The sequence below is a fragment of the Maribacter sp. 4U21 genome, from assembly GCF_002742365.1.
Classification (GTDB): domain Bacteria; phylum Bacteroidota; class Bacteroidia; order Flavobacteriales; family Flavobacteriaceae; genus Maribacter.
Genome location: NZ_MDGN01000009.1, coordinates 84,086 through 106,039, shown reverse-complemented (window position 1 = coordinate 106,039; position 21,954 = coordinate 84,086). Strand labels below are relative to the sequence as shown.

General features: G+C 39.7%; 22 protein-coding genes. 14 read left to right on the top strand and 8 right to left on the bottom strand.

All coding sequences use genetic code 11. From position 1 onward, the window contains the following. Window positions 1-174 precede the first annotated feature (174 nt). From leuS to BFP77_RS01860, 5 genes are all read left to right on the top strand, one after another. Complete coding sequence (gene leuS, locus BFP77_RS01880) at window positions 175-3,060, top strand: leucine--tRNA ligase (RefSeq protein ID WP_099572385.1); 2,886 nt, start codon at window positions 175-177, stop codon at window positions 3,058-3,060. 20 nt (window positions 3,061-3,080) lie between these two features. Next, entirely contained in the window at window positions 3,081-3,335 is a 255-nt protein-coding gene (locus BFP77_RS01875) for a SemiSWEET family sugar transporter (protein ID WP_099572384.1), read from the top strand. Between the two features lie 141 nt (window positions 3,336-3,476). After that, window positions 3,477-4,577, top strand: a complete 1,101-nt coding sequence (gene ald, locus BFP77_RS01870) for an alanine dehydrogenase (RefSeq protein WP_099572383.1) — start codon at window positions 3,477-3,479, stop codon at window positions 4,575-4,577. A gap of 145 nt (window positions 4,578-4,722) precedes the next feature. Next, window positions 4,723-5,418: a zinc metallopeptidase gene (locus tag BFP77_RS01865; RefSeq protein ID WP_099572382.1), complete on the top strand. Its 696-nt coding sequence runs from the start codon at window positions 4,723-4,725 to the stop codon at window positions 5,416-5,418. Between the two features lie 64 nt (window positions 5,419-5,482). Then, a complete protein-coding gene (locus BFP77_RS01860; protein ID WP_099572381.1) occupies window positions 5,483-5,932 on the top strand; it encodes a GNAT family N-acetyltransferase in 450 nt (149 codons plus the stop codon). Here the strand turns inward: BFP77_RS01860 and BFP77_RS01855 are convergent. The 4 genes from BFP77_RS01855 to BFP77_RS01840 form a co-directional block, all read right to left on the bottom strand. Further along, window positions 5,929-6,543 carry a lipid A-modifier LpxR family protein gene (locus BFP77_RS01855; protein WP_373604812.1) on the bottom strand — a complete coding sequence of 205 codons (615 nt, stop codon included), beginning with the start codon at window positions 6,541-6,543 and terminating at the stop codon, window positions 5,929-5,931. The two genes, BFP77_RS01860 and BFP77_RS01855, sit on opposite strands and share 4 nt — an antisense overlap. Continuing rightward, complete coding sequence (locus BFP77_RS17475; protein ID WP_099572379.1) at window positions 6,540-6,866, bottom strand: lipid A-modifier LpxR family protein; 327 nt, start codon at window positions 6,864-6,866, stop codon at window positions 6,540-6,542. The genes BFP77_RS01855 and BFP77_RS17475 overlap by 4 nt, the downstream gene beginning before the upstream one ends. A 14-nt stretch (window positions 6,867-6,880) precedes the next feature. Continuing rightward, entirely contained in the window at window positions 6,881-7,351 is a 471-nt protein-coding gene (locus BFP77_RS01845; RefSeq protein ID WP_099572378.1) for an Lrp/AsnC ligand binding domain-containing protein, read from the bottom strand. A 78-nt stretch (window positions 7,352-7,429) separates the two neighbouring features. After that, a complete protein-coding gene (locus tag BFP77_RS01840; protein WP_099572377.1) occupies window positions 7,430-8,803 on the bottom strand; it encodes a saccharopine dehydrogenase family protein in 1,374 nt (457 codons plus the stop codon). 82 nt (window positions 8,804-8,885) lie between these two features. On the opposite strand from BFP77_RS01840, the gene BFP77_RS01835 reads away from it, so the two are divergent. The 3 genes from BFP77_RS01835 to pckA all read left to right on the top strand — a co-directional run bounded on the left by BFP77_RS01835 (window position 8,886) and on the right by pckA (window position 12,637). Further along, window positions 8,886-9,290: a DUF423 domain-containing protein gene (locus tag BFP77_RS01835; protein WP_099572376.1), complete on the top strand. Its 405-nt coding sequence runs from the start codon at window positions 8,886-8,888 to the stop codon at window positions 9,288-9,290. Next, a complete protein-coding gene (locus tag BFP77_RS01830; protein ID WP_099572375.1) occupies window positions 9,283-10,752 on the top strand; it encodes an SLC13 family permease in 1,470 nt (489 codons plus the stop codon). Before BFP77_RS01835 ends, BFP77_RS01830 begins: the two co-directional genes overlap by 8 nt. A 268-nt stretch (window positions 10,753-11,020) precedes the next feature. Beyond that, a complete protein-coding gene (gene pckA / locus BFP77_RS01825) occupies window positions 11,021-12,637 on the top strand; it encodes a phosphoenolpyruvate carboxykinase (ATP) (RefSeq protein ID WP_099572374.1) in 1,617 nt (538 codons plus the stop codon). Between the two features lie 57 nt (window positions 12,638-12,694). Here pckA and BFP77_RS01820 read toward each other — a convergent pair whose 3' ends face one another. Genes BFP77_RS01820 through BFP77_RS01810 form a run of 3 tightly spaced genes read right to left on the bottom strand, consistent with a single transcriptional unit; the run spans window position 12,695 to window position 15,773 of the window. Then, window positions 12,695-13,438: a uroporphyrinogen-III synthase gene (locus BFP77_RS01820; RefSeq protein ID WP_099572373.1), complete on the bottom strand. Its 744-nt coding sequence runs from the start codon at window positions 13,436-13,438 to the stop codon at window positions 12,695-12,697. 8 nt (window positions 13,439-13,446) lie between these two features. Then, window positions 13,447-14,100, bottom strand: a complete 654-nt coding sequence (locus BFP77_RS01815) for a DUF4271 domain-containing protein (RefSeq protein ID WP_099572372.1) — start codon at window positions 14,098-14,100, stop codon at window positions 13,447-13,449. Continuing rightward, window positions 14,100-15,773 (bottom strand): ArnT family glycosyltransferase, encoded by a 1,674-nt coding sequence (locus BFP77_RS01810; RefSeq protein ID WP_099572371.1) that lies wholly within the window; start codon window positions 15,771-15,773, stop codon window positions 14,100-14,102. Before BFP77_RS01810 ends, BFP77_RS01815 begins: the two co-directional genes overlap by 1 nt. Window positions 15,774-15,892: 119 nt before the next feature. Here BFP77_RS01810 and BFP77_RS01805 point away from each other — a divergent pair, with 119 nt between their 5' ends. The 3 genes from BFP77_RS01805 to BFP77_RS01795 are packed head-to-tail and all read left to right on the top strand — an operon-like array spanning window position 15,893 to window position 18,365. Continuing rightward, entirely contained in the window at window positions 15,893-16,621 is a 729-nt protein-coding gene (locus BFP77_RS01805) for a polyprenol monophosphomannose synthase (RefSeq protein ID WP_099572370.1), read from the top strand. Between the two features lie 2 nt (window positions 16,622-16,623). Continuing rightward, the gene (locus BFP77_RS01800) at window positions 16,624-17,961 is read left to right on the top strand and encodes a dihydroorotase (RefSeq protein WP_099572369.1); all 1,338 of its coding nucleotides are present in this window, start codon (window positions 16,624-16,626) and stop codon (window positions 17,959-17,961) included. Further along, window positions 17,958-18,365 (top strand): DUF4296 domain-containing protein, encoded by a 408-nt coding sequence (locus BFP77_RS01795; RefSeq protein WP_099572368.1) that lies wholly within the window; start codon window positions 17,958-17,960, stop codon window positions 18,363-18,365. The genes BFP77_RS01800 and BFP77_RS01795 overlap by 4 nt, the downstream gene beginning before the upstream one ends. A 108-nt stretch (window positions 18,366-18,473) precedes the next feature. On the opposite strand, the gene BFP77_RS01790 is transcribed toward BFP77_RS01795, so the two are convergent. Next, window positions 18,474-19,481, bottom strand: coding sequence for an SDR family oxidoreductase (locus BFP77_RS01790; protein ID WP_099572367.1), 1,008 nt, complete (start codon window positions 19,479-19,481; stop codon window positions 18,474-18,476). 102 nt (window positions 19,482-19,583) lie between these two features. Between BFP77_RS01790 and tyrS the strand changes: the two genes are divergently transcribed. The 3 genes from tyrS to BFP77_RS01775 all read left to right on the top strand — a co-directional run bounded on the left by tyrS (window position 19,584) and on the right by BFP77_RS01775 (window position 21,904). Next, window positions 19,584-20,882 (top strand): tyrosine--tRNA ligase, encoded by a 1,299-nt coding sequence (gene tyrS, locus BFP77_RS01785; protein WP_099572366.1) that lies wholly within the window; start codon window positions 19,584-19,586, stop codon window positions 20,880-20,882. A gap of 18 nt (window positions 20,883-20,900) precedes the next feature. Next, window positions 20,901-21,296: a hypothetical protein gene (locus BFP77_RS01780; RefSeq protein WP_143751817.1), complete on the top strand. Its 396-nt coding sequence runs from the start codon at window positions 20,901-20,903 to the stop codon at window positions 21,294-21,296. 74 nt (window positions 21,297-21,370) lie between these two features. After that, complete coding sequence (locus BFP77_RS01775) at window positions 21,371-21,904, top strand: hypothetical protein (RefSeq protein ID WP_099572364.1); 534 nt, start codon at window positions 21,371-21,373, stop codon at window positions 21,902-21,904. The last annotated feature ends 50 nt before the right edge of the window (window positions 21,905-21,954 follow it).

Genomic DNA, 21,954 nt, shown 5'->3' with positions numbered 1-21,954 from the left:
CTTTTGTATAAACCTACTTGTTTTTAAATGGTTAAGGGCTAGAGCGGTGTTAATCGGCATTATCTTTTTAACTTTCGTCGAATACGCCTATTTTTGCGAGAATTAAGGAAGGATATGTTAAAGATGTGGTACACTGCATTAAAAGTATGATCCTTTATTTTTTACGGGTATTTTATGATGTATGATTTCAATAAGATAGAGCAAAAGTGGCAGGATTACTGGGCCGAAAATGAGACCTTTAAAGCAGAAAACAATTCTGAAAAGGAAAAGTTTTATGTGTTGGATATGTTTCCTTATCCTTCAGGAGCTGGATTGCATGTAGGGCATCCTTTAGGGTATATTGCTAGTGATATTTATGCGCGTTACAAGAGGCATAAAGGTTTCAATGTCCTGCATCCACAGGGATATGATTCTTTTGGTCTGCCTGCGGAACAATACGCTATACAAACGGGTCAACATCCGGCAATTACCACGGAAGCCAATATAAAGACCTATAGAAGGCAGTTAGATCGACTAGGTTTTTCGTTTGATTGGAGCCGCGAGGTGCGTACTTCTGACCCTAGTTATTATAAATGGACACAGTGGATTTTTATAAAATTGTTCAATTCTTGGTACAATCTAGATTCCGATAAGGCGGAAGATATCACTACTTTGATTGCGATTTTTGAGGCTGATGGCAATGCTGGGGTACATGCGGTCTGTGATGATGATGTGACGCCATTCTCGGCTACGGATTGGAAAGGATATGCTAACAAAGAGAAACAACAGTTATTACTGCAATATAGATTAACCTATTTAGCGGAGAGCGAAGTGAACTGGTGTCCGGCATTGGGAACGGTGTTAGCAAACGATGAAATTGTAAATGGAGTTTCCGAACGAGGTGGTCACCCGGTTATCCGGAAAAAAATGACCCAATGGAGTATGCGTATTTCGGCCTATGCCCAACGTTTGTTGGACGGTTTGGAGAAAATAGATTGGCCACAGCCCCTCAAGGATTCCCAGACAAACTGGATAGGTCGCTCGCAAGGTGCTTCAGTAATGTTCCCCATCCTACCCCCGTCTTCCTCCAAAGGAGGGATTGAGGTCTTTACGACCCGCCCGGATACTATTTTTGGTGTTTCTTTCATGACTTTGGCTCCAGAGCACGAGTTGGTGGCGAAGATCACGACTGACGAGCAAAAAGCAGAGGTGGAAGCTTATGTTGAGGCAACGGCAAAACGCTCTGAGCGCGACCGTATGGCAGATGTAAAAACCATTACAGGTGCGTTCACAGGTGCTTATGCAGAGCATCCGTTTACCAAGGAGCCCATTCCAATTTGGATCGGGGATTATGTCCTAGCAGGGTATGGAACCGGTGCGGTGATGTCCGTTCCTTGTGGAGACCAGCGGGATTATGATTTCGCCAAACATTTTAATATTCCAATCCCTAATATTTTCAAGGGGGTAGATATTTCTGAAGAAGCCTTTGCCGATAAAGAAAAAACGGTCATTACCAATTCCGACTTTTTAGACGGATTGGGATATAAAGAAGCATCTAAAATTACCATACAAACGCTGGAGACCTTAGGCCAAGGAGAGGGTAAAATAAATTATCGTTTGCGGGATGCGGTATTCAGCAGGCAGCGGTACTGGGGAGAACCTTTTCCGGTGTATTATGATGCGGATGGCATGCCACAGATGCTGGACGAAAAATTCTTGCCTTTGGAACTTCCTGAGGTCGATAAATATTTGCCAACGGAAACCGGTGAGCCTCCTTTAGGAAATGCAAAAGAATGGCACTGGCTACAATATGGCGATGAAGGAAAAGTAGTTTCGGAAGAAGCGTTCAATAAAGCTGTCTTGGATGCTGAGCGTGGTCGAAGTACAGAGATTAAGGGAGGTCCTCTTGAATTGAATACCATGCCCGGTTGGGCCGGCAGCTCGCAGTACTTTAACAGGTATATGGATCCCCATAACACGGAAGCTATTTTCTCTGAAGAGGCCATTAATTACTGGCAAGATGTAGATTTATATATTGGGGGTAGCGAGCATGCTACAGGACATTTATTGTATGCCCGTTTTTGGCAGAAGTTTATGTTCGATAAAGGTTTGGTTCCCAAAGAAGAGTTTGCTAGAAAACTTATAAATCAAGGTATGATTACGGGGACCAGTGCTTTTATTTATAAAGACATGGAGTCTAATAAGGTCTATTCTAAAGGAGAATCAAAAGGTAGAAGTGTAATTCCTATTCATGCAGATGTTTTGCTAGTGAATTCTTCGGATGAATTAGATGTTGAGGCTTTTAAAAAATGGCAACCTGATTATGAAAATGCAGAATTCGTCTTAGAGGATGGAAAATACATCGTGGGTCGCGAAGTCGAAAAAATGTCCAAGTCCAAATACAATGTTGTAAATCCCGATGCTATTTGTGAGGAATATGGGGCAGATAGTTTGCGTTTGTACGAGATGTTCTTGGGGCCTTTGGAGCAATCCAAACCGTGGAATACGGCAGGTATTACGGGAACACACTCTTTCCTGAAGAAATTGTGGAAACTTTACCACTCGGGGCCAGACAACACCTTTCACGTAACAGATTCTCCCCCTTCGGGGGAGTCAGAGGGGGCTGCTCTTAAAACCCTCCACAAAACCATTAAAAAGGTAGAAGAAGATATAGAGCACTTTAGTTTCAATACCTCCGTATCTACTTTTATGATATGCGTTAATGAGCTTTCTAGTCAGAAGTGTACGAGTCGCGCTATCCTAAAGCCATTGGCTATTCTGGTTTCGCCCTATGCGCCTCATATTGCCGAGGAGCTTTGGGAAAAGTTAGGACATTCGGAATCTATCGCCACGGCGCCTTTCCCAAAATTTGAAGCGAGTTATTTAGTGGAAAGCGCTAAAGAATACCCTATATCCTTCAACGGAAAAATGCGCTTTAAGCTTGAACTGCCTTTAGACTTGAGCAAGGAAGAGATAGAGACTACGGTCATGGCACATGAAAAAACACAGGAACAGTTGCAGGGCAGAACACCCAAAAAGGTAATTGTAGTTCCCGGGAAAATTGTAAATATCGTAGGTTAGCCAAAAGCGAAACAGGAAGAATGGATTATATTGAAATTCTGGGTTTAGTTGCAGCCACATTGACCACCGCCGCCTTTATCCCACAAGTGTATAAAACCTGGAAAGAAAAATCCACCAAGGATATCTCCTTAAGTATGTATGCTGTGCTGTTAACGGGGTCATTACTTTGGTTAACCTACGGATTTTTCATAGAAAGTTTACCCATCATTTTAGCCAACACCATTACTGCAGTTTTGCTTATTTGTATGGTGCTAATGAAATTAATTTATAAATAGTACTACATACCCCCTAAAAAGTAGGGGGTATATATTAAAAAAGATTAATTTACAACCAACAACCCCTGCATTTTATCGAAAAATTCTTTCAGTATTGTTTTAATTGTCACAACTTAGCGACTTAATTTAAAACATGTAACAATGATTGTTGGTATTCCTAAAGAGATTAAGAATAATGAAAGCAGGGTTGGTATGACGCCGGCCGGTGTTTTTGAACTGGTTAAAAATAACCACACGGTTTATGTACAATCCACCGCAGGCGAAGGCAGTGGTTTTTTTGATCAAGATTACCAACAGGCGGGAGCTTTAATATTGGATACTATTGCTGAGGTCTATGCCATGAGCGAAATGATCGTAAAGGTCAAGGAACCTATAGCAGAGGAATATAATTTGATCAAAGAAGGTCAGCTACTGTTTACTTATTTCCATTTTGCTTCTAGTGAGCCTTTGACGAAAGCCATGATCAAACAAAAAGCGATTTGCATTGCTTACGAAACCGTTGAAGATGAGGAAGGAACTTTACCGCTATTAACACCAATGTCCGAGGTGGCCGGTAGAATGGCCATCCAGCAGGGCGCAAAATACCTAGAGAAACCGGTAAAGGGCAGAGGGGTGCTTTTAGGAGGTGTGCCAGGAGTTGCTCCAGGTAGGGTTTTGGTTTTAGGAGCGGGCGTAGTGGGGATACAAGCTGCTAAAATGGCAGCTGGTCTAGGTGCTCACGTAACCATCATGGATATTAATATGAAAAGGCTAAGGTATGCGAATGATGTAATGCCGCCACATGTAGTTACGGAGTTTTCCAATGAATATAATATCAGAAAACATATTAAAAGTCATGACCTTATTATCGGAGGAGTTTTGTTAAAAGGAGCCAAAGCGCCTAACCTGATTACTCGGGATATGCTCAAGGAAATGCGTCCGGGAACGGTTATCGTGGATGTTGCCGTGGACCAAGGCGGATGCGTAGAAACTACGAAACCCACGACACATGAGGACCCTGTGTATATCATAGATGATGTAGTACATTATTCTGTGGCAAATATGCCAGGTGCCGTGCCGTATACCTCTACCGTAGCCTTGACGAACGTTACCTTGCCTTATGCCTTGAAACTTGCCAATTTAGGCTGGGAGGCAGCCTGTGAAAAAGATGCAAGTCTTCATAAAGGGTTGAACATCGTTTCGGGAAAAGTAGTTTATAATGAAATAATTGAAGCATTTGGCTGGGAAGAGGCTTTTGCCTAACCGTACATTTTGTCAGTAAAAATAGCCTCGTCAGGCCCTTTGTTTAATTAAAAGGGTTTGGCGGGGTTTTTGCTTTTCCATGATTAGATTTCGTTTAGAAGCCGGAATCTTTAGTATATTTAATAAGTTTTAAAATTGAAAAGTTATGATGGGATATTATATTTTGATAGGTGCAATCGCTTTGGTGAGCTGGTTGGTGAGCAGTCGCTTAAAAAGCAAGTTCAAGCACTATTCAAAGGTTCATTTACAAAATGGGATGAGTGGAGCAGAAATTGCTCAGAAGATGTTGGATGATCACGGTATTAGAGATGTAAAGGTAGTTTCTACGCCTGGGATGTTAACGGACCATTACAATCCAAAGAATAAAACGGTAAACTTGAGCGAGGGTGTTTATAACCAAAGAAATGCATCTGCCGCTGCGGTAGCTGCGCACGAAGTAGGTCATGCCGTACAGCACGCTACGGCCTATGAGTGGCTGGGAATGCGTTCCAAGTTGGTTCCTATAGTAAGCGTAACATCAAGTATGTCTACCTGGGTAGTTTTTGGTGGTTTGGCACTTGGAGCGGCCGCTGGCGTTGAACTTGGATATTGGGTGGCGGTCGCCGGATTGGTGATGATGAGTTTCGCTACCTTGTTCAGCTTTATCACACTCCCCGTAGAATATGATGCTAGTAATAGGGCGCTGGCTTGGTTAAAGAATAAGAATATTGTTACGCAAGCGGAATATAAAGGATCTGAGGACGCTTTGAAATGGGCCGCTAGAACTTATTTAGTTGCGGCTATTGGATCCCTGGCTACTTTGGTCTATTGGGGTCTACAGGTTTTTGGTGGAAGAGATTAAGCGACCACATAAGAACTCAAATCTTCTGGAAGTACTTAGTTAGCCCGTTTTAAATAAAAATAGAATGGAAGAAAATATGAGTATACGCTTAGCGGATATTTCGGATTTGTCCAGATTGATAGATGTTGGTGATGAGTTGTTCGATTATCCTGTAAGGTTGGAAAGTGCAAATGAATTTTTGAAGGACGCTCGGCACCACATGGCCATTGCCCTGTTGAATGATAAAGTGATAGGCATGGCATCTGGAGTACATTATACGCATCCAGATAAAAAGTCCAGTCTATTTATTGACGAAGCAGGTGTGTTGGACAAATATCAAAAACAAGGGATAGGAACGAAATTAATTCTTTTTTTGAAAGAACATGGACAAAATTTGGGATGCGATACTGCATGGGTTTTAACCGAAATTGATAATAAACCGGCTCAAAAGACCTACACCAATGCCGGCGGAGTTAAAATGCAAAACAACCCCGTTATGTTTGAATTTGAATTAGGTCAAGTGAAGGCTAGCTAGAATTGAAAGCCATACGCCAACATTAAATATCTATGACTTCTTACGGGTGCTGTTTGTCTGGAATTGTAACGAAGACCTAACTTGTAATCGTTCTTTTTAGAGCGATGGTAAAAATCAAGACCAAGTTTGTAAATTGAATTTTCAGGATTCTTTGTTCGAATAGAATTATTTCCGAAAAGATTTCCCTCGATAAGGCCGTTATGAAAAACCTGCCGGTATGAAAAACGAAGCGCAAAATAGATTTCACGCTCTAAACTTCCCAAACGGTCATATGCAATTGTATGCTGTACTTTGCTACGCCTACCAAAGTAAAAAATAGCTTCGGGCTCTGCATAAATATCCCTTGATCCTAATGCTATATTTGGTTTCAAAGCAAAACGGACTCCAAATGGGGCAGGAGTTATTTGCCATTCCTTAACGTAGTTGAAATAGAGATTAATGTGGAAACTATTTGCAATTTCTTCAATCCATAGGGGAGAGCCCGAAATTGAAAGGGCATTATGAAACCATCTTTGAAAACCACCTGCCCCAGAATTAGGCCCTGCTTCACCCAGTAATACACTTGCTGATATTAGTTCGTTTTCTTTTGCTACAGACCATGAAGCGGTCAGGCCCGAAAACCCTGCGTAGGGTATATCAAAACTTCTGGATTTGTAGCTTGGGTTTGAGAGGGAGTATATACTTCTTGACTTAGGCTAAATGACAGTTGTTCTTCACCTTTTTTTAAAAATCCCTTATTCAAAAGGGTGCGATAGGTAATAAAAAGTCCTGAGGAATAATACCTGTCCGTTAAAAATAAAAAATCATTATCATGTCTAAATTCTATTTGGTGACTAGGGCCAGAATTATCTGCAAGACCTTGAGATATGATAGCTTCGGGGGCAAGTACACACCAAATACATAAACTCCAAAACAGGATTGAGTTGTTCAACATTACCCCATAAGTCGTCAAATAGTGATCTGCCTATCAATCTGCTGGGCTAAAGAGATAAAAGTTTCCGTTCTGGATACACCTTCTATTTGCTGTATCTCTTTGTTCAATACATGCATTAGGTGTTCGTTATCCTTACAAAGTATTTTAATGAGGATGGACCAATTGCCAGTGGTGTAGTGGCATTCCAATACTTCGGGTATTTTTTCTAATTGTTTTACGGCAACGGGATTGCTCATGGCTTTATCCAGATAAATACCGATGTAGGCCATAGTAGTATATCCAATAATTTTAGGATTGATGATAAATTTAGAACCCGCCAACAGTCCAGAAGCTTCCAATTTGCGAAGACGTTGATGAATAGCTGCTCCGGAAATTCCGATACTTCGGGCGATTTCCAAAACGGGTTTACGGGCGTCGCTCATTAGAAACCTTAGGATTTTTTTGTCTATTCCGTCAATCTTAACATTAGTGTTATTCAACTTCATACTTCTGCTTTCAAATTAAGCTCAAATGTAGAAATTAAATACGAAAATGATAGATTGCCTTAAGAAACTGATTGCCTATTACTGGTCCACGACATCAGGATTGTAGCCTACATAGGGAACATCAAACTCCTTAAATCGAATGCCATAATGTTCCAGCTCTTTCAATATGGGGTCGTACACCTCTTTGGTTATCGGAATCTGAACTCCGGGAGTACTAATTTTTTTATTGAGAATGAGCAATGTTGCAATGGCGACGGGCAAACCCACTGTTTTTGCCATGGCCGTATGGGTCTGGTTTTTACCGATTACCGCCATATTCGCATCAATTTGTTTCTTTTTACTTCCTAGCTCGTAGCCAAATTTATGGTACATGACGATTATATCTTTGTCGTCTTGTTCTAGCGTCCAGCTGTCTTCCAGAATTTTCTGGAGCATCTGAGCGGGGGTGGCGTTTTTAAGGGCTATCTTTTTATTGGCATCGAATAAGTTAAGCTCCAGTAGCTTTCCCCACATAATATCATCCTGGTCGATTTTTAAATAATGACGTAGTTTCAGTTCCACGGAATCCGTCGGGGAATAGGGTAGAAAAAGATTTACGAATTCTCGGTAACTCATATGTTCGGAGTCCTTTACGGTATAACTATCATCTGTCATTCCAAGTTGTACGAACATGTTCCAAGCTTTTGAAAACCCTACACGTCTCATAGTTCCCCTATAGATGGTCAGGGCATCTTGCAGGCCGTAGGCATCCCTATAATTTAAGGAATCCCTGTTGGCATACCCTTCAAAGGTTCCGTATCCTTCAATTTTAAAAAACTCGGTACGTCTAAAGAGTTTGTGGTACGGAATATATTTATAGGTACCTTCTTGAATAAACTGTGCCGTTCCACCTTGTCCGGCTAAGACAACGTTTCTAGGGTTCCAGGTAAATTTATAATTCCATAAGTTATTGTCGCTCTCAGGAGCTACCAGACCACCGGTAAATGATTCGAACAGCACTATTTTGCCGCCTTCCATGCGTATGCGGTCAATGACCTGCATGGCACTCATATGATCTATGCCAGGGTCCAGACCTACTTCGTTCATGAAAACGAGGCCATGTTCTTTGACCTTTTCATCCAAAGCTTTTATTTCTTCACTTACATAGGATGCGGTCACCAAATGTTTTTTGAAGTGTACACAATCTTTAGCCACCTTTATATGAAATCTCGCGGGGAGCATAGATACAATGATATCCGCTTCTTGTATGGCCCTGGCCCTGTTCTCGTCATTGAAAACATCTAATGTAATGGCCGAACAATTATTATGGGAACTGATATGTTCCGGGATGGCCTTTGGATTTAAATCACCTATAGTAAGATGCAACTGCTCTTCTTCTGATTTTTCTAGAAAGTAATCCAATAAATAAGAGGTGGACTTTCCTGCACCTACAACCAAAATTTTTCTCGACATGAGTATTGCTTACTTTTGTTTTAATAACGATGAACTAAGATATCAAATTGTTACATTTATAAAAAAACACATCTGTTAAGTTATGAACAAAACAATTTTTGGAACAGCCTGTCTTCTAGGAATGTTGACTATTATCCTTGGGGCTTTTGGGGCCCACGGTTTGGAAAAGCTCATAACTGCTGATGCCATTGAAACATTTGAAACCGGGGTGCGCTACCAAATGTACCATGTGTTTTTACTTTTTATTTTGGGTCTTTTACCCGGTTTGGCTCCTAATATAAAGCGTATAGTTTTCTATTTAATTGTTTCTGGTATTATATTGTTCTCTTTCTCGTTATTTCTTTTAGCCATAAACGAATTGGTTGATTTTGATTTTAAGAAGATTGGTTTTTTAACTCCGATAGGAGGAACACTTCAGATAATGGCCTGGGGAATCTTGGCCTATAATTTCTTGAAAATGAAGTCCAATACGCTCCAAAATGAATAGAACAAGACTGCTGGGCCTAGTTTTAGGGCCTATTTCATTTTTTCTGATACTATCATTTTTTCATCCAGAAGGTTTATCAAAAGAGGCAAACGCCGTATTGGCTACTACGATTTGGATTGCCATTTGGTGGATTACCGAAGCCATACCAATTGCGGTCACCGCTTTATTACCTTTAGTATTGTTTCCGTTATCGGGAGGTCTAGATTTACCGACCACTTCTGGCTCTTTTGGCCATAAGTATGTCTTCCTTTATATGGGAGGATTTATTATCGCCATAGCCATCGAGAAATGGAACCTTCATAAACGTATTGCGCTGAACATTATAAACTTTATTGGCTCGGACATTCGTAAAATTATACTGGGTTTTATGATGGCAACGGCATTTCTGTCCATGTGGATTTCCAATACCGCCACCGCGGTTATGATGTTGCCCATAGGAATTGCAATAATTAAACAGTTAAGGGACAATCCGGATACCATAGAAGATGAGAACCTCATATTCGGAAAAGCCTTGATGCTTGGTATAGCTTACAGCGCTTCTATTGGTGGGGTCGCTACCTTGATTGGTACGCCACCTAATTTGGTCCTGGCCGGTGTTGTTTTGGATACGTACGGTTATGAAATTACCTTTATGCAGTGGTTTACATTTGGGCTTCCAATTTCTATCATACTCCTCTTTATCTGTTGGAAATACCTTACCCGATATGCATTTTCTTTTGAACAAACGGAGTTCCCTGGCGGTAAAGAAGAGATTAAAAGACAATTACAGCTTCTGGGAAAAATTAGCTATGAGGAAAAATCAGTTGGTTTTATTTTTGCGTTCACCGCTTTTTGTTGGATTGCACGGTCCTTTCTTTTGCAACAGTTTTTACCAGGATTGGACGATACCATAATTGCAATCTGTTTTGCCATAGTGCTGTTCCTAATACCTGCCAGAAATAGAAAAGAACAATTGATCAATTGGGAAGAAGCGGTACAAATGCCTTGGGGGATTATTTTACTGTTCGGTGGCGGAATGGCCTTGGCCAAGGGTTTTGAGGTGAGCGGTCTGGCCGTGTGGATAGGAAGTCAAATGACATCCTTGTCCGGGCTATCCATTATAGTCTTGATATTGGTATTGATTGCCGCGGTTAATTTTTTAACCGAGATTACCTCAAATTTGGCTACAACGGCTATGTTGCTACCCGTGCTTGCGCCCATGGCACTAACGATAAATGTACACCCCTTTGCATTAATGGTGGGAGCTGCCGTGGCAGCATCCTGTGCCTTTATGTTACCTGTAGCAACACCACCCAATGCCGTGGTATTCGGATCGGGGTATTTGCGCATCCCCGATATGGTCAAAAAAGGTCTTTTTATGAATATTATATCCATTCTTATACTCACCTTATTTGTTTATTTCGCCCTCCCGGTATTGTGGGACTTTGTTATTGAAGAATTTTCGAATAGCTTAAAAAAATAGCAGATTTAGGCTTATTATATATTAAACTATTAAAAAAGAATAGTTATTTTTATCATAATCGTAAATTGTGTATTAGTAAAATGCTAAAGAATTTTCGATTTCATTAAAATAAAATAAGGGATTTCCTGATAATTCGTCTAAAATTTTAAGAGATATATCCATAAGGTAAGGATATAACAATTCAACGTGTATATTGGCTAATAAAACCTAAAATTAAGGCGCTTGGTATATTAATTATATAGCTTTGCACAAACTAAATTTTATTTTTATGAGTGCAATAGACCAAAATACGAAAACGTTTTCGTTGAATGATTATGGAATTACGCATCGTAATGTGCATTATCAATTAGATCCCATAGATCTTCAGAAGATAACTGTGGATAAGGATATGGGGACTGAAACCGCTAATGGCACCTTAGCCGTTAACACCGGAGAATTTACAGGTAGGTCTCCTATGGATCGCTTTATCGTAAAGGATAAAATTACAGAAGATAAAATTTGGTGGGGATCGGTCAACATTCCTTTTGATATCGATAAGTTTGATAAGCTATATGATAAGGTTATTGGTTACCTTAACGAAAAAGAGTTATTTGTTCGGGATAGTTATGCCTGTGCAGACCCCGAATATCGATTAAATATCAGGGTGATCAACGAGTATCCCTGGTCAAATATGTTTGCCTATAACATGTTTCTTAGGCCTACGGAAGAAGAACTACATGACTTTGATCCGGAATGGACGGTCATCAATGCACCTGGATTTATGGCCGATGCTGATGAAGACGGAACGCGTCAGCATAACTTTGCCATTTTAAACTTCACAAAAAAAATTGCCTTAATAGGTGGTACGGGATACACGGGAGAAATTAAAAAAGGCATTTTTTCCGCTTTGAACTTTATATTGCCCGTTTATAAGAATACGCTACCTATGCATTGCTCCTCTAATGTTGGTGTTGATGGAGATACTGCTATATTCTTTGGTTTGTCAGGAACCGGTAAAACTACCTTATCTACTGACCCCAACAGAAAACTAATAGGAGATGATGAACATGGTTGGACAAATGCCAATACCGTTTTTAATTTTGAAGGTGGTTGTTATGCCAAGGTAATCAACCTTTCAAAGGAGCAGGAGCCTGAAATTTATGGGGCCATAAAACCAGGGGCAATATTGGAAAATGTGGTCTTGGACAATAACGGTAACGTAGATTTCGCGGATACGTCCATAACGCAAAACACAAGGGTAAGTTATCCCATACATCATATCGATAATATCCAGGAGCCTTCCATTGGTGAGAATGTTAAGAATATATTTTTCTTGACGGCCGATGCCTTTGGTGTACTACCTCCAATATCTAAACTAACACCTAGCCAAGCGGCTTATCACTTTATATCTGGGTATACCGCCAAAGTTGCAGGCACTGAAGCTGGCGTTGTTGAGCCGGTACCTTCCTTTTCGGCCTGTTTTGGAGCGCCTTTTATGCCTTTACATCCTACCAAATATGCAGAGATGCTTAGCAAGAAAATGAAAGAATCCGGTGTTGATGTTTGGCTCGTTAATACGGGTTGGACAGGCGGACCTTACGGGGTGGGAACACGAATGAAGTTAAAATACACCAGAGCTATGATAAGTGCGGCCTTGAGCGGACAATTAGGCTTGTATTCCTATGACAACTATCACATCCATTCCGTTTTTGGAGTGGCACAACCAAGGGAATGTCCAGGGGTACCAACGAGTGTGTTGAGTCCCAGGGCTACTTGGAATAATGACGAAAAATATTACACTACAGCCTTTAAACTATCAAACGCATTTAGGGAGAATTTTAAAAAGTTCGAGTCCTATGCAAGCGAGGAAATAAGAAGAGGAGGTCCGCAGCGATATGCCTTTTAATCATAAAAAAAGCCCGGTCATTTATTTGACCGGGCTTTTTTTATGATTACTTCTATCTTACTTATTTACACTCGTGATATATTTTTGCAAGGCCATGGTCATGGAAGGTGTTTCTGGCGTCGGTGCTTTTATATCTATTCTGAGTCCAGCATCTGTGGCTGCGTCTACCGTGGAGTTTCCGAATACGGCTATTCTTGTGTCGTTTTGTTCAAAATCCGGAAAATTGTGAAGAAGGGATTCTATTCCAGATGGACTAAAGAATACCAATACATCATAATAAACATCCCTTAAATCAGAGAGGTCACTAATTACCGTTTTATAGAAAATACCACGTTGCCATGAGATTCCTAAGGTGTCCAATGTTTCCGGAACTGCAGGTTTTAGAACATCCGAGGATGGCAAAAAGAACTTTTCGTCCTTATATTTTTTAATCAAAGGAACCAGTTCAGAGAATAAACGTTTTCCAACATAAATCTTACGTTTTCTGTACACCACATATTTCTGAAGGTAATAGGCAACAGCTTCAGACTGGCAAAAATACTTCATACTATCCGGAACCTTAAAGCGCATCTCTTCAGCTATTCTAAAAAAATGATCCACCGCATTTCTGCTGGTAAGTATAATGGCGCTGTAGTCCTTAAGGTCAATTTTTTGCTGCCTTACGTTCTTGGCATCAACACCTTCTACGTGAATGAATGGTCTAAAATCCACCTTTACTTTTTCCTTGTCGATAAGTTTGGAATAGGGAGAATTTTCCATTTTCGGCTCGGGCTGAGAGACCAAAATTGTCTTTACTTTCATATAGTGCACTATTTAAGGAAGCTTCCCATAATTACTAAGGGTGCAATTTCGAGTGCGCAAAGGTACAAAATAAAATAGAAAAAGTAGGCAGTTATCAATTTTTGGTGATTCTTTAAAACTGTAACCCAACCTATTATGTTAACTCCTAAGAATAAAATTAAGGCCAATACCACAACTGTTTTGGAATCTACATAAACGAAGCTTAAAACGATATTGGCAATAAATAGGATTAATCCCGAATAATTTAAATACGAGAGCTTTTTAAAAATAATTTCCGAAAAAGTCTTTTGAGAACCGAATATGAAACCATTGGTAAGTTGCAACAATACCTTTACCGTCAAAAAGAGAAAAAACACCAATAAAATGATTGGAAAAATAAAGGGATAGTTATTTGATTCTGGCTTTTCATAGCTTTTCCATGCCAAGAATAAAAACAGTGACGTATTGATAACCTGAAAAATGGTGAACAATATATGGAACCAGTTGTATAGCTTTTCCTTTTTATTGTACATAAAAATGTACTTGTTATTGAAAGGTAAAATCATAAAATTTAGAAAACGGGAATAGAACATAGTTTTAGCGGCCAACACAAAGAGAAGGCTACCAAAAAGAATTATGGTAATCCAATCTTCAGAATTTGCCGCTCTAAGTATAGGTTCCATTACTGCAAAGGTATGGGTTTGCCGTTAAGACCAAAGTATAGGCCGTTCTCTGATATTACGATTCTCACATAGCCAAGACTATCTTTTTTAGTTTTGGGAAGTATTGTAGTGAAATTTGTAGTGTCCTTTGAAATTAAGACGGTCGTAGTGGCATCCATTGGAGAAACCAAAATAGGAATTACATGTTGCGTTTTTTTATAATTGTCCAGGTAGGCCGCTGCAAATTTTAAGGTGTTAAGCTTGATGTCAAATTCATAGGGATTATAGACTTTTAGCGATATCTCTTGCCCGACACTTACTTTTTCTTCATTCGCCTCTACGATACATTCTAATTTGCGATAGGAATTGAAATTTTCAATGTATTTGGCGTGAAACACACTACCATCAGTTTTGGTGTAGTCAAAAGTTCCGTCGGTAATATATTTTGAAACGTAAAGCACCTCTCTATTCCTGACCTCTTCTTCCGTATCTTCTATGGAATATTGATTTTTGCGGTACTGTACGTTATTCAAGGAAAAGGAAGTGTTTCCGCCAGAATAAAAGGCGTACATAGGTGCCCTACGATAGGAATTTTCGAAAACCACGGGCATATCTCCAACTTCATCTTTAATTTGTTTTACCCAATCTTTATTGCCGTGACTTTCATAGAAAACATTAAAGAGTAAGGGTTGGTGTACTAGGCCCACTCGCAAATATAGAATAACGACCAAATTGGCCAAACCCAGTCTATAGATCCATCGCATTGAAGTTCTGTTGACTAGCATATAATTAAACGCTATAATAACCATTGGAATACAAATAATAATTATCCATTGTGTTTGTATTCTCCTGTTAAAACTGGAAATGAAAAAGAAAATAAGAACTCCGTACGTTAAAAATAACAGCGCTTTGTTAAACAGGGAACTTGCTTTGGTCTTGACTAAAGCATAATAGATAAAGGGGAAAGTCAACCCAAAAATAGCAACAAGATTTACAAAATAACCCAATGTATATTTCTCAAAACTATAGGCGCCATTAGGGCGTTCATAGAGGTGGTATTTAATGGAAACTAAGTTATTTTCATATAGCCAATAGAAATGAGGCATGTAGCATAGTAAGGCCACGATTACGGCATACCAGGCAAATCTGTTTTTTAGAAGCTTAAGGTTGGATAATAACACAAATAAGATGACCAATACGGCATGGTATTTACTGTACATTAAACAGGCCATGACAATGCTTAATAGGACGGACAGCCCTAAGGAAGGCTTTTCAATAAACTTTTTATAGATCAGTAAAAAGCATGATGTAAAGAATAGCAACGGCGTATCTGGTAGAGTGAAAAATCCGTACGCGTTAAGCAGCGTCATGGAGAACGTTAGTACAAAGAAATGAACAACGTAGTCTTTCTTCTTAGGGTGGTCTATTAGCAACCAAAGAACGATTAGGTTTGCGGCGGAAAGAAGGCAGCTCATAAAACGTACGCCCAGTTCTCCATCAAAAAAAAGACTACTTATTTTAATGAGGAGTGCTACCATAGGAGGATGGTCAAAGTACCCCCAAGCCATGTTCTGACTATAATACCAGTAATAAGATTCATCAAAGATGAGTTCCGTAAAATAGGATTGAACTAGGTTGAGTAACAGAAAAACTGAAAGAAAATAATAAAATGGTTTGGGTATTTTCTTAAACATTGATGGTTGTTGAAGGTGCAAAATTACGAATTCATTTTTTTAAAAATATCATAAAGCCGGCGAAGGCATTTTACCACCACCATTAAAGTAGTACTTTTGTTGATATACGTTATTTTTTTATGTCTAACAGTATTGTAATAATTCCGACATACAACGAAATTGAAAACATTGAGGCTATCATTAGAGCGGTGTTTCAATTACCGAAACAGTTTCATGTTTTGGTGGTAGATGATAATTCTCCAGATAAGACCGGAGCATGTGTAATAGGTTTACAGGAGGAATTTAAGGGCCGCTTGTTTTTAGAGACAAGAACGGAGAAAGCTGGTTTGGGAACGGCCTACATACATGGTTTTAAGTGGGCAATAGCGAAGCGGTACGACTATATTTTTGAAATGGATGCTGATTTTTCACATAATCCTACGGATTTACTTCGCTTGTTGAAAGCCTGTGAAAACGGTGCTGATGTTGCGGTAGGGTCTAGATATAAAAAGGGAGTAAATGTCGTAAACTGGCCATTATATCGCGTGTTGTTATCCTACGGTGCATCCTTTTATGTGAAGATGATTACGGGGATGCGGGTACATGATCCAACAGCGGGTTTTGTTTGTTACAAGAGACATGTATTAGAGCATATTAATTTGGACTCCGTGCGTTTTGTTGGTTACGCATTTCAGATAGAAATGAAATTTAGGGCATATCTAAAAAACTACAAGATAGAGGAGGTTTCCATTATATTTAAGGACCGTGTATTGGGGAAATCCAAAATGAGTTCTTCCATAATCAGTGAGGCCATTTGGGGAGTCTTGTCAATGAAATTAAGGAGTTTGTTTCAGAAAAATAGATTTTAAGTATGGGAAGAATACTTTTGAAAAATGGAAAAGTTGTCAATGAAGGTGCAATTCAGGAGCTAGATGTTCTGGTTGATGGGGATATAATTTTAAAAATTGCAAGGGACATTTCCGATACTTCTGCAAAAGTTATAAATGTAAAAGGTAAACATATTCTGCCTGGTGTAATCGATGACCAGGTGCATTTCCGCGAACCGGGATTAACCCATAAAGGAAATATAGCCACAGAAAGTAGAGCGGCCGTGGCTGGCGGTATTACTACTTTTATGGAACAACCCAATACCAATCCGCAATCTACAAGTATTGATGCTTTAGAAGCTAAGTTTGCTACAGCGTCTAAAAGTTCCTTTGCCAATTATTCTTTTTTGTTCGGCGGCACGAACGACAATCTGGAAGAGTTGAAGCGGTTGGATAAAAATTCCTGCTCAGGAATAAAATTATTTTTAGGTTCGTCTACGGGAAATATGCTTGTAGATAATGAAAAAGTCATTGAAAGTATTTTTAGAAATACGGATATGGTCATTTCCGTGCATTGTGAGGATGAAACTACTGTGCGACAAAATTTAGAGCGATACAAGGCAGAATATGGAGAGGATATACCTGTAAAATATCATCCTTTGATTAGGAGCGAAGAGGCCTGTTATTTATCATCTTCTAGAGCTATTGCCCTTGCGGAGAAAACAGGGGCACGACTCCATGTGTTTCACTTGTCTACGGGAAAAGAGACGGCATTGTTCAGAAATGATATTCCCCTGCGTGATAAAAAGATTACGGCAGAGGTTTGTATTCATCACCTTTGGTTTTCCGATAGCGATTATGAAAACAAAGGAACATTGATAAAGTGGAATCCCGCCGTGAAAACTGCTCAAGATAGGGATATGCTTTGGGAGGCACTTTTGGACGATAGGATCGATGTAGTTGCTACGGACCATGCTCCGCATACCATGGAAGAAAAAGATAATGTATACACCAAAGCTCCTAGCGGCGGTCCTTTAGTACAACACGCATTACCCGCTATGCTAGAAAAGCATTTAGAAGGTAAGATCAGCTTGGAGACGATTGTTCAGAAGATGTGTCATAATCCTGCCATATTATTTCAAATTGATAAAAGGGGTTACATTAAAGAGGGTTATTTCGCCGACCTCGCCGTAGTAGACTTACAAGAATCGTGGAAAGTGACCAAAGAAAATATAGCTTACAAATGCGGATGGTCTCCTTTTGAAGGAACTTCATTTAAATCTAAGGTTACCCACACTTTGGTCAATGGTCATTTGGCCTATGAAAAAGGTGTTTTTTCAGAAGAACGTAATGCGAAGAGACTAACATTTAATAGATCATGATGAAACGGGTAATGTTATTCGCAAGTATTGTCTTTCTTGTTTCCTGCGGCGAGAAATTAATAGAGCAACCAGAGAATTTAATCGCTAGGGATCAGATGGTACTTATATTAAAGGACATGGCAATCGTAAATGCCGCTAAAAGTACCAATATCGGAAAATTGAAAGAAAATGGTATAGATCCTACCACCTATGTCTTTGACAAATATAATGTTGATAGCACTAGGTTCGTAGATAGCGATAGATACTACGCATCCATACCATTGGAATATGAAGGTATTTATAAAGAGGTAGAAAGTTTACTGGAAGAGGAGAAAGAACGGTTAAAGGAATTAAAAGAGCGCAACGATAGTCTAAAACTCCTGCAACGGGAAGAAAAGGATTTACTGGATAATCAAGATTTATGATGTTGCGAAGCTTGCGTCCAAATAAATGTTGGCTCTGCTTCAAATGGCTCTAGAGCTTTACCCGAGGTCATTTACTACAGCAAAAAAATGTTCAACTACCTACGCATACTAAGACTGTTCCTCAATATATTTTTGACAACTCAATTCAATCGTATCGTTAAGGGAATCAAATTCGAAATCTAATGTTCGCTTAATTTTTTCGTTACTGTAGGTTTCTTTGTGTAGTAGGGAGTAGATGGTATTTTTGGTAATTTTTCTTTCACTTCCCGTAATTAGGGCCTTTAACCAGTCAACATATCTTCCTATTTGTAGTTGCCAAACCTGCAATTGTTTTGTTGGCTTTGGTCGCCCGAATTCTTTGGCTAAATGGATTAGGATTTTTTGATAACTAAGATTTTCCCCTACAAGTATAAAACGTTCATTAACAATTGAAGAATCCATTAGTTCTAACATCGATTTTACTACATCACAAACTGTCACGAAACCTGTACCACCGGGTGGAAAATAGGAGTACCCTTTAAATGCGGTGGAGAATAACTTCCCGCTACCACTTTGCCAATGGCCGGGACCTAGAATTACGCCAGGGTTTACAATAACTACCGGTAAATTTTCTTGAGAACCGCGCCAGACCTCCAACTCCGCATCATATTTGCTCAGGGCATAGACATTGGTATGTTGTTCCGTCCATTCGTTTTCTTCGTTGGATACAAGACCAGATGTGCTTCTTCCTATTGCCCCTATGGTACTCACATAGCAGAGTTTTTTTATGCGATATGCAATACAAAGATTTACAACATTAGCGGTGCCTTCGACATTAACTTTGCGCAATAATTTATAGTCTCTCGGGTCAAATGAAATTAGGGCGGCGGCATGGTAGACCTGATCTATTTCTTTAAATGCCAGTTCCATGGACGGTAGGTCTAAAATATCTGCTTTTACCCATTCAATTTTATCAAAGAGAAGTTCTGGATTATCAGTGTAATAGGAGAAGGTCTTTTTAACCCGTTCCAATGTAGCATCTGACCTATATATGGCCCTAACGTTTTTATTTGATGACGTTAATCTATAAAGTAGATGTGCACCCACCAATCCAGTACCGCCGGTAACGAGAATCATAAGCCAAAGTTATGCATTACTACTGGATAAATTCTTGAAGTGTTCAGTAAGAGCGACAGGATTTTTCCTTTTATATTTGTAATTCATATATATTGAAAAAGAATGGCTTCAAATTTTGTCAAGGAATTGGAATGGAGGGGAATGTTGCATGATGCGATGCCCGGAACGGAGAACTATCTTATGGAGGGCATGCAGTCTGCCTATGTTGGTATTGACCCCACTGCAGATTCTTTACATATAGGTCATTTGGTGGGTGTTATGATGTTGCGACACTTTCAATTGGCGGGTCATAAACCCTATGCATTAATCGGGGGAGCTACGGGCATGATTGGTGACCCTTCTGGGAAGTCGGCCGAGCGAAATCTTTTGGACGAGGAGACCCTCAGACATAATCAAGAGGCCTTAAAGGAGCAGTTATCTCGTTTTCTGGATTTTGAGAGTGATGCGGCCAACGCCGCAGTTTTGGTGAACAACTACGATTGGATGAAAGATTTCTCCTTTCTAGATTTTATCCGGGATGTTGGTAAGCATATTACGGTAAATTATATGATGTCCAAAGACTCTGTAAAAAAGAGGCTATCCGCGGAGGCTAAAGAGGGAATGTCCTTTACGGAGTTTACCTATCAACTGGTCCAAGGATATGATTTTTTACATCTTTACAAAGAACACAACTGCACCCTACAAATGGGAGGTAGTGATCAATGGGGAAATATTACTACGGGAACAGAGCTCATTAGAAGAATAGGTGGCGGAAAAGGCTATGCGTTAACATGCCCCTTAATTACAAAAGCGGACGGAACCAAGTTTGGTAAGACCGAGAGTGGTAATGTGTGGCTAGACGCAGACCGTACATCGCCCTATAAGTTCTATCAATATTGGTTAAATACTTCTGATGCAGATGCTGAAAAGTATATAAAGATTTTCACCTTTATTTCTAAAACCGATATTGAAGAACTCATCTCAAAGCATCAGGAAGCGCCCCATTTAAGATTGCTTCAAAAGAAACTGGCCGAGGAAATTACGGTGATGGTCCATTCCCAAGAAGATTTGGACAATGCCTTAAAAGCAAGTGCCATTCTTTTTGGAAAATCTACATCGGAAGACTTAAAGGGGCTGAACGAGAAAACGTTTTTAGACGTTTTTGAAGGTGTTCCACAAGCAGAGGTTTCTGCGGCCGATTTGGAAGATGGTATGGATATGATTGCTGCGCTCGCCGCTAAGACAGGTTTTTTGGCCTCTAATGGCGAAGCGCGGAGAGAGCTCAAACAAAATTCAATATCGGTGAACAAGGAAAAGGTCAAAGAGGATTTTTTAATCAAGAAGAACGATTTAATTGACGGTAAATATGTGTTGCTTCAACGTGGTAAAAAAAGCTACTTTGTGCTCGTAGTAGCCTCGTGATAATAACTTAAATTGTATATGATGAAGAAATGGTTGGTTTTAATAGGTATACTGTGTATTTCGTTTTCATGCTCTAATGATGAGGTTGGCGACCCGGAAGACGATGCTCTAGCAGGGGAATGGGTATTGACTAACATATCTTGTTTCTGCTTTTTTGAGGAGGGCACCGATTTCTCCACCACAAGACTAATTTTTGATACCGATGCCAATAAAGTAACTGTTGAGAATTCTGGTCGCGATACCTATTTTAAAGAATCAGGAACGTACGCTTACAGTGGTGAAGAAAGCCGGTTACAGTTTTCCGACGACGAGGCCTACACATTTACCGTTAAAGGCACTTCGTCGCTCCAATTGGTTTTCGAGGACAACCCTAATCTCTCCGATGATGAGGTCACGTATTCTTTTAGAAGATGAACGAGTGCTGATTAAACCCTTTTATATTCAATAATCAGGGCTTTCTGGCGTTAGGGTACTATAAAACTGTTTATATGTTGCGCCATACACTTTTCACTTTATTTATAGTCATAACATTTTGTAGTTGTGATAAATTAGACGAGCTCACTAAATTTGATATAGAATACAACCAAAGGGCTACCATTCCTTCTTCTACAGGTGTAGACTTGCCTTTTGATGTTTTTACTCCAGAAACGGAGACGAATTCGGAATCAGAATTTGAGATTAACGATACAAGAAAAGACCTCATAGAGGAAATAAAATTAACACAATTGGAGTTGGTCATTATTTCTCCGGATGGGGCTGATTTTAGTTTTTTGGAGTCAATATCGGTTTTTATTTCTGCAGACGGTCTAGATGAAATTCAAATTGCGTCACTGGCGGAAGTTTCAGATAACACCGGAACAAGGTTAAACCTAGATACCTCGGATATAGACCTTAAGGATTATATTAAGTCCGACAAGTTTAGCCTTCGTCTGAACACCGTTACGGACGAACTACTTAGCACAGATCATGAACTAGAAGTGAATTCTACGTTTTTCGTAGATGCAAAAATTTTAGGACTTTAGAGGTATTATTCATAGACAACGCAACTAATCTTGCCATTCTGCATCTTAGT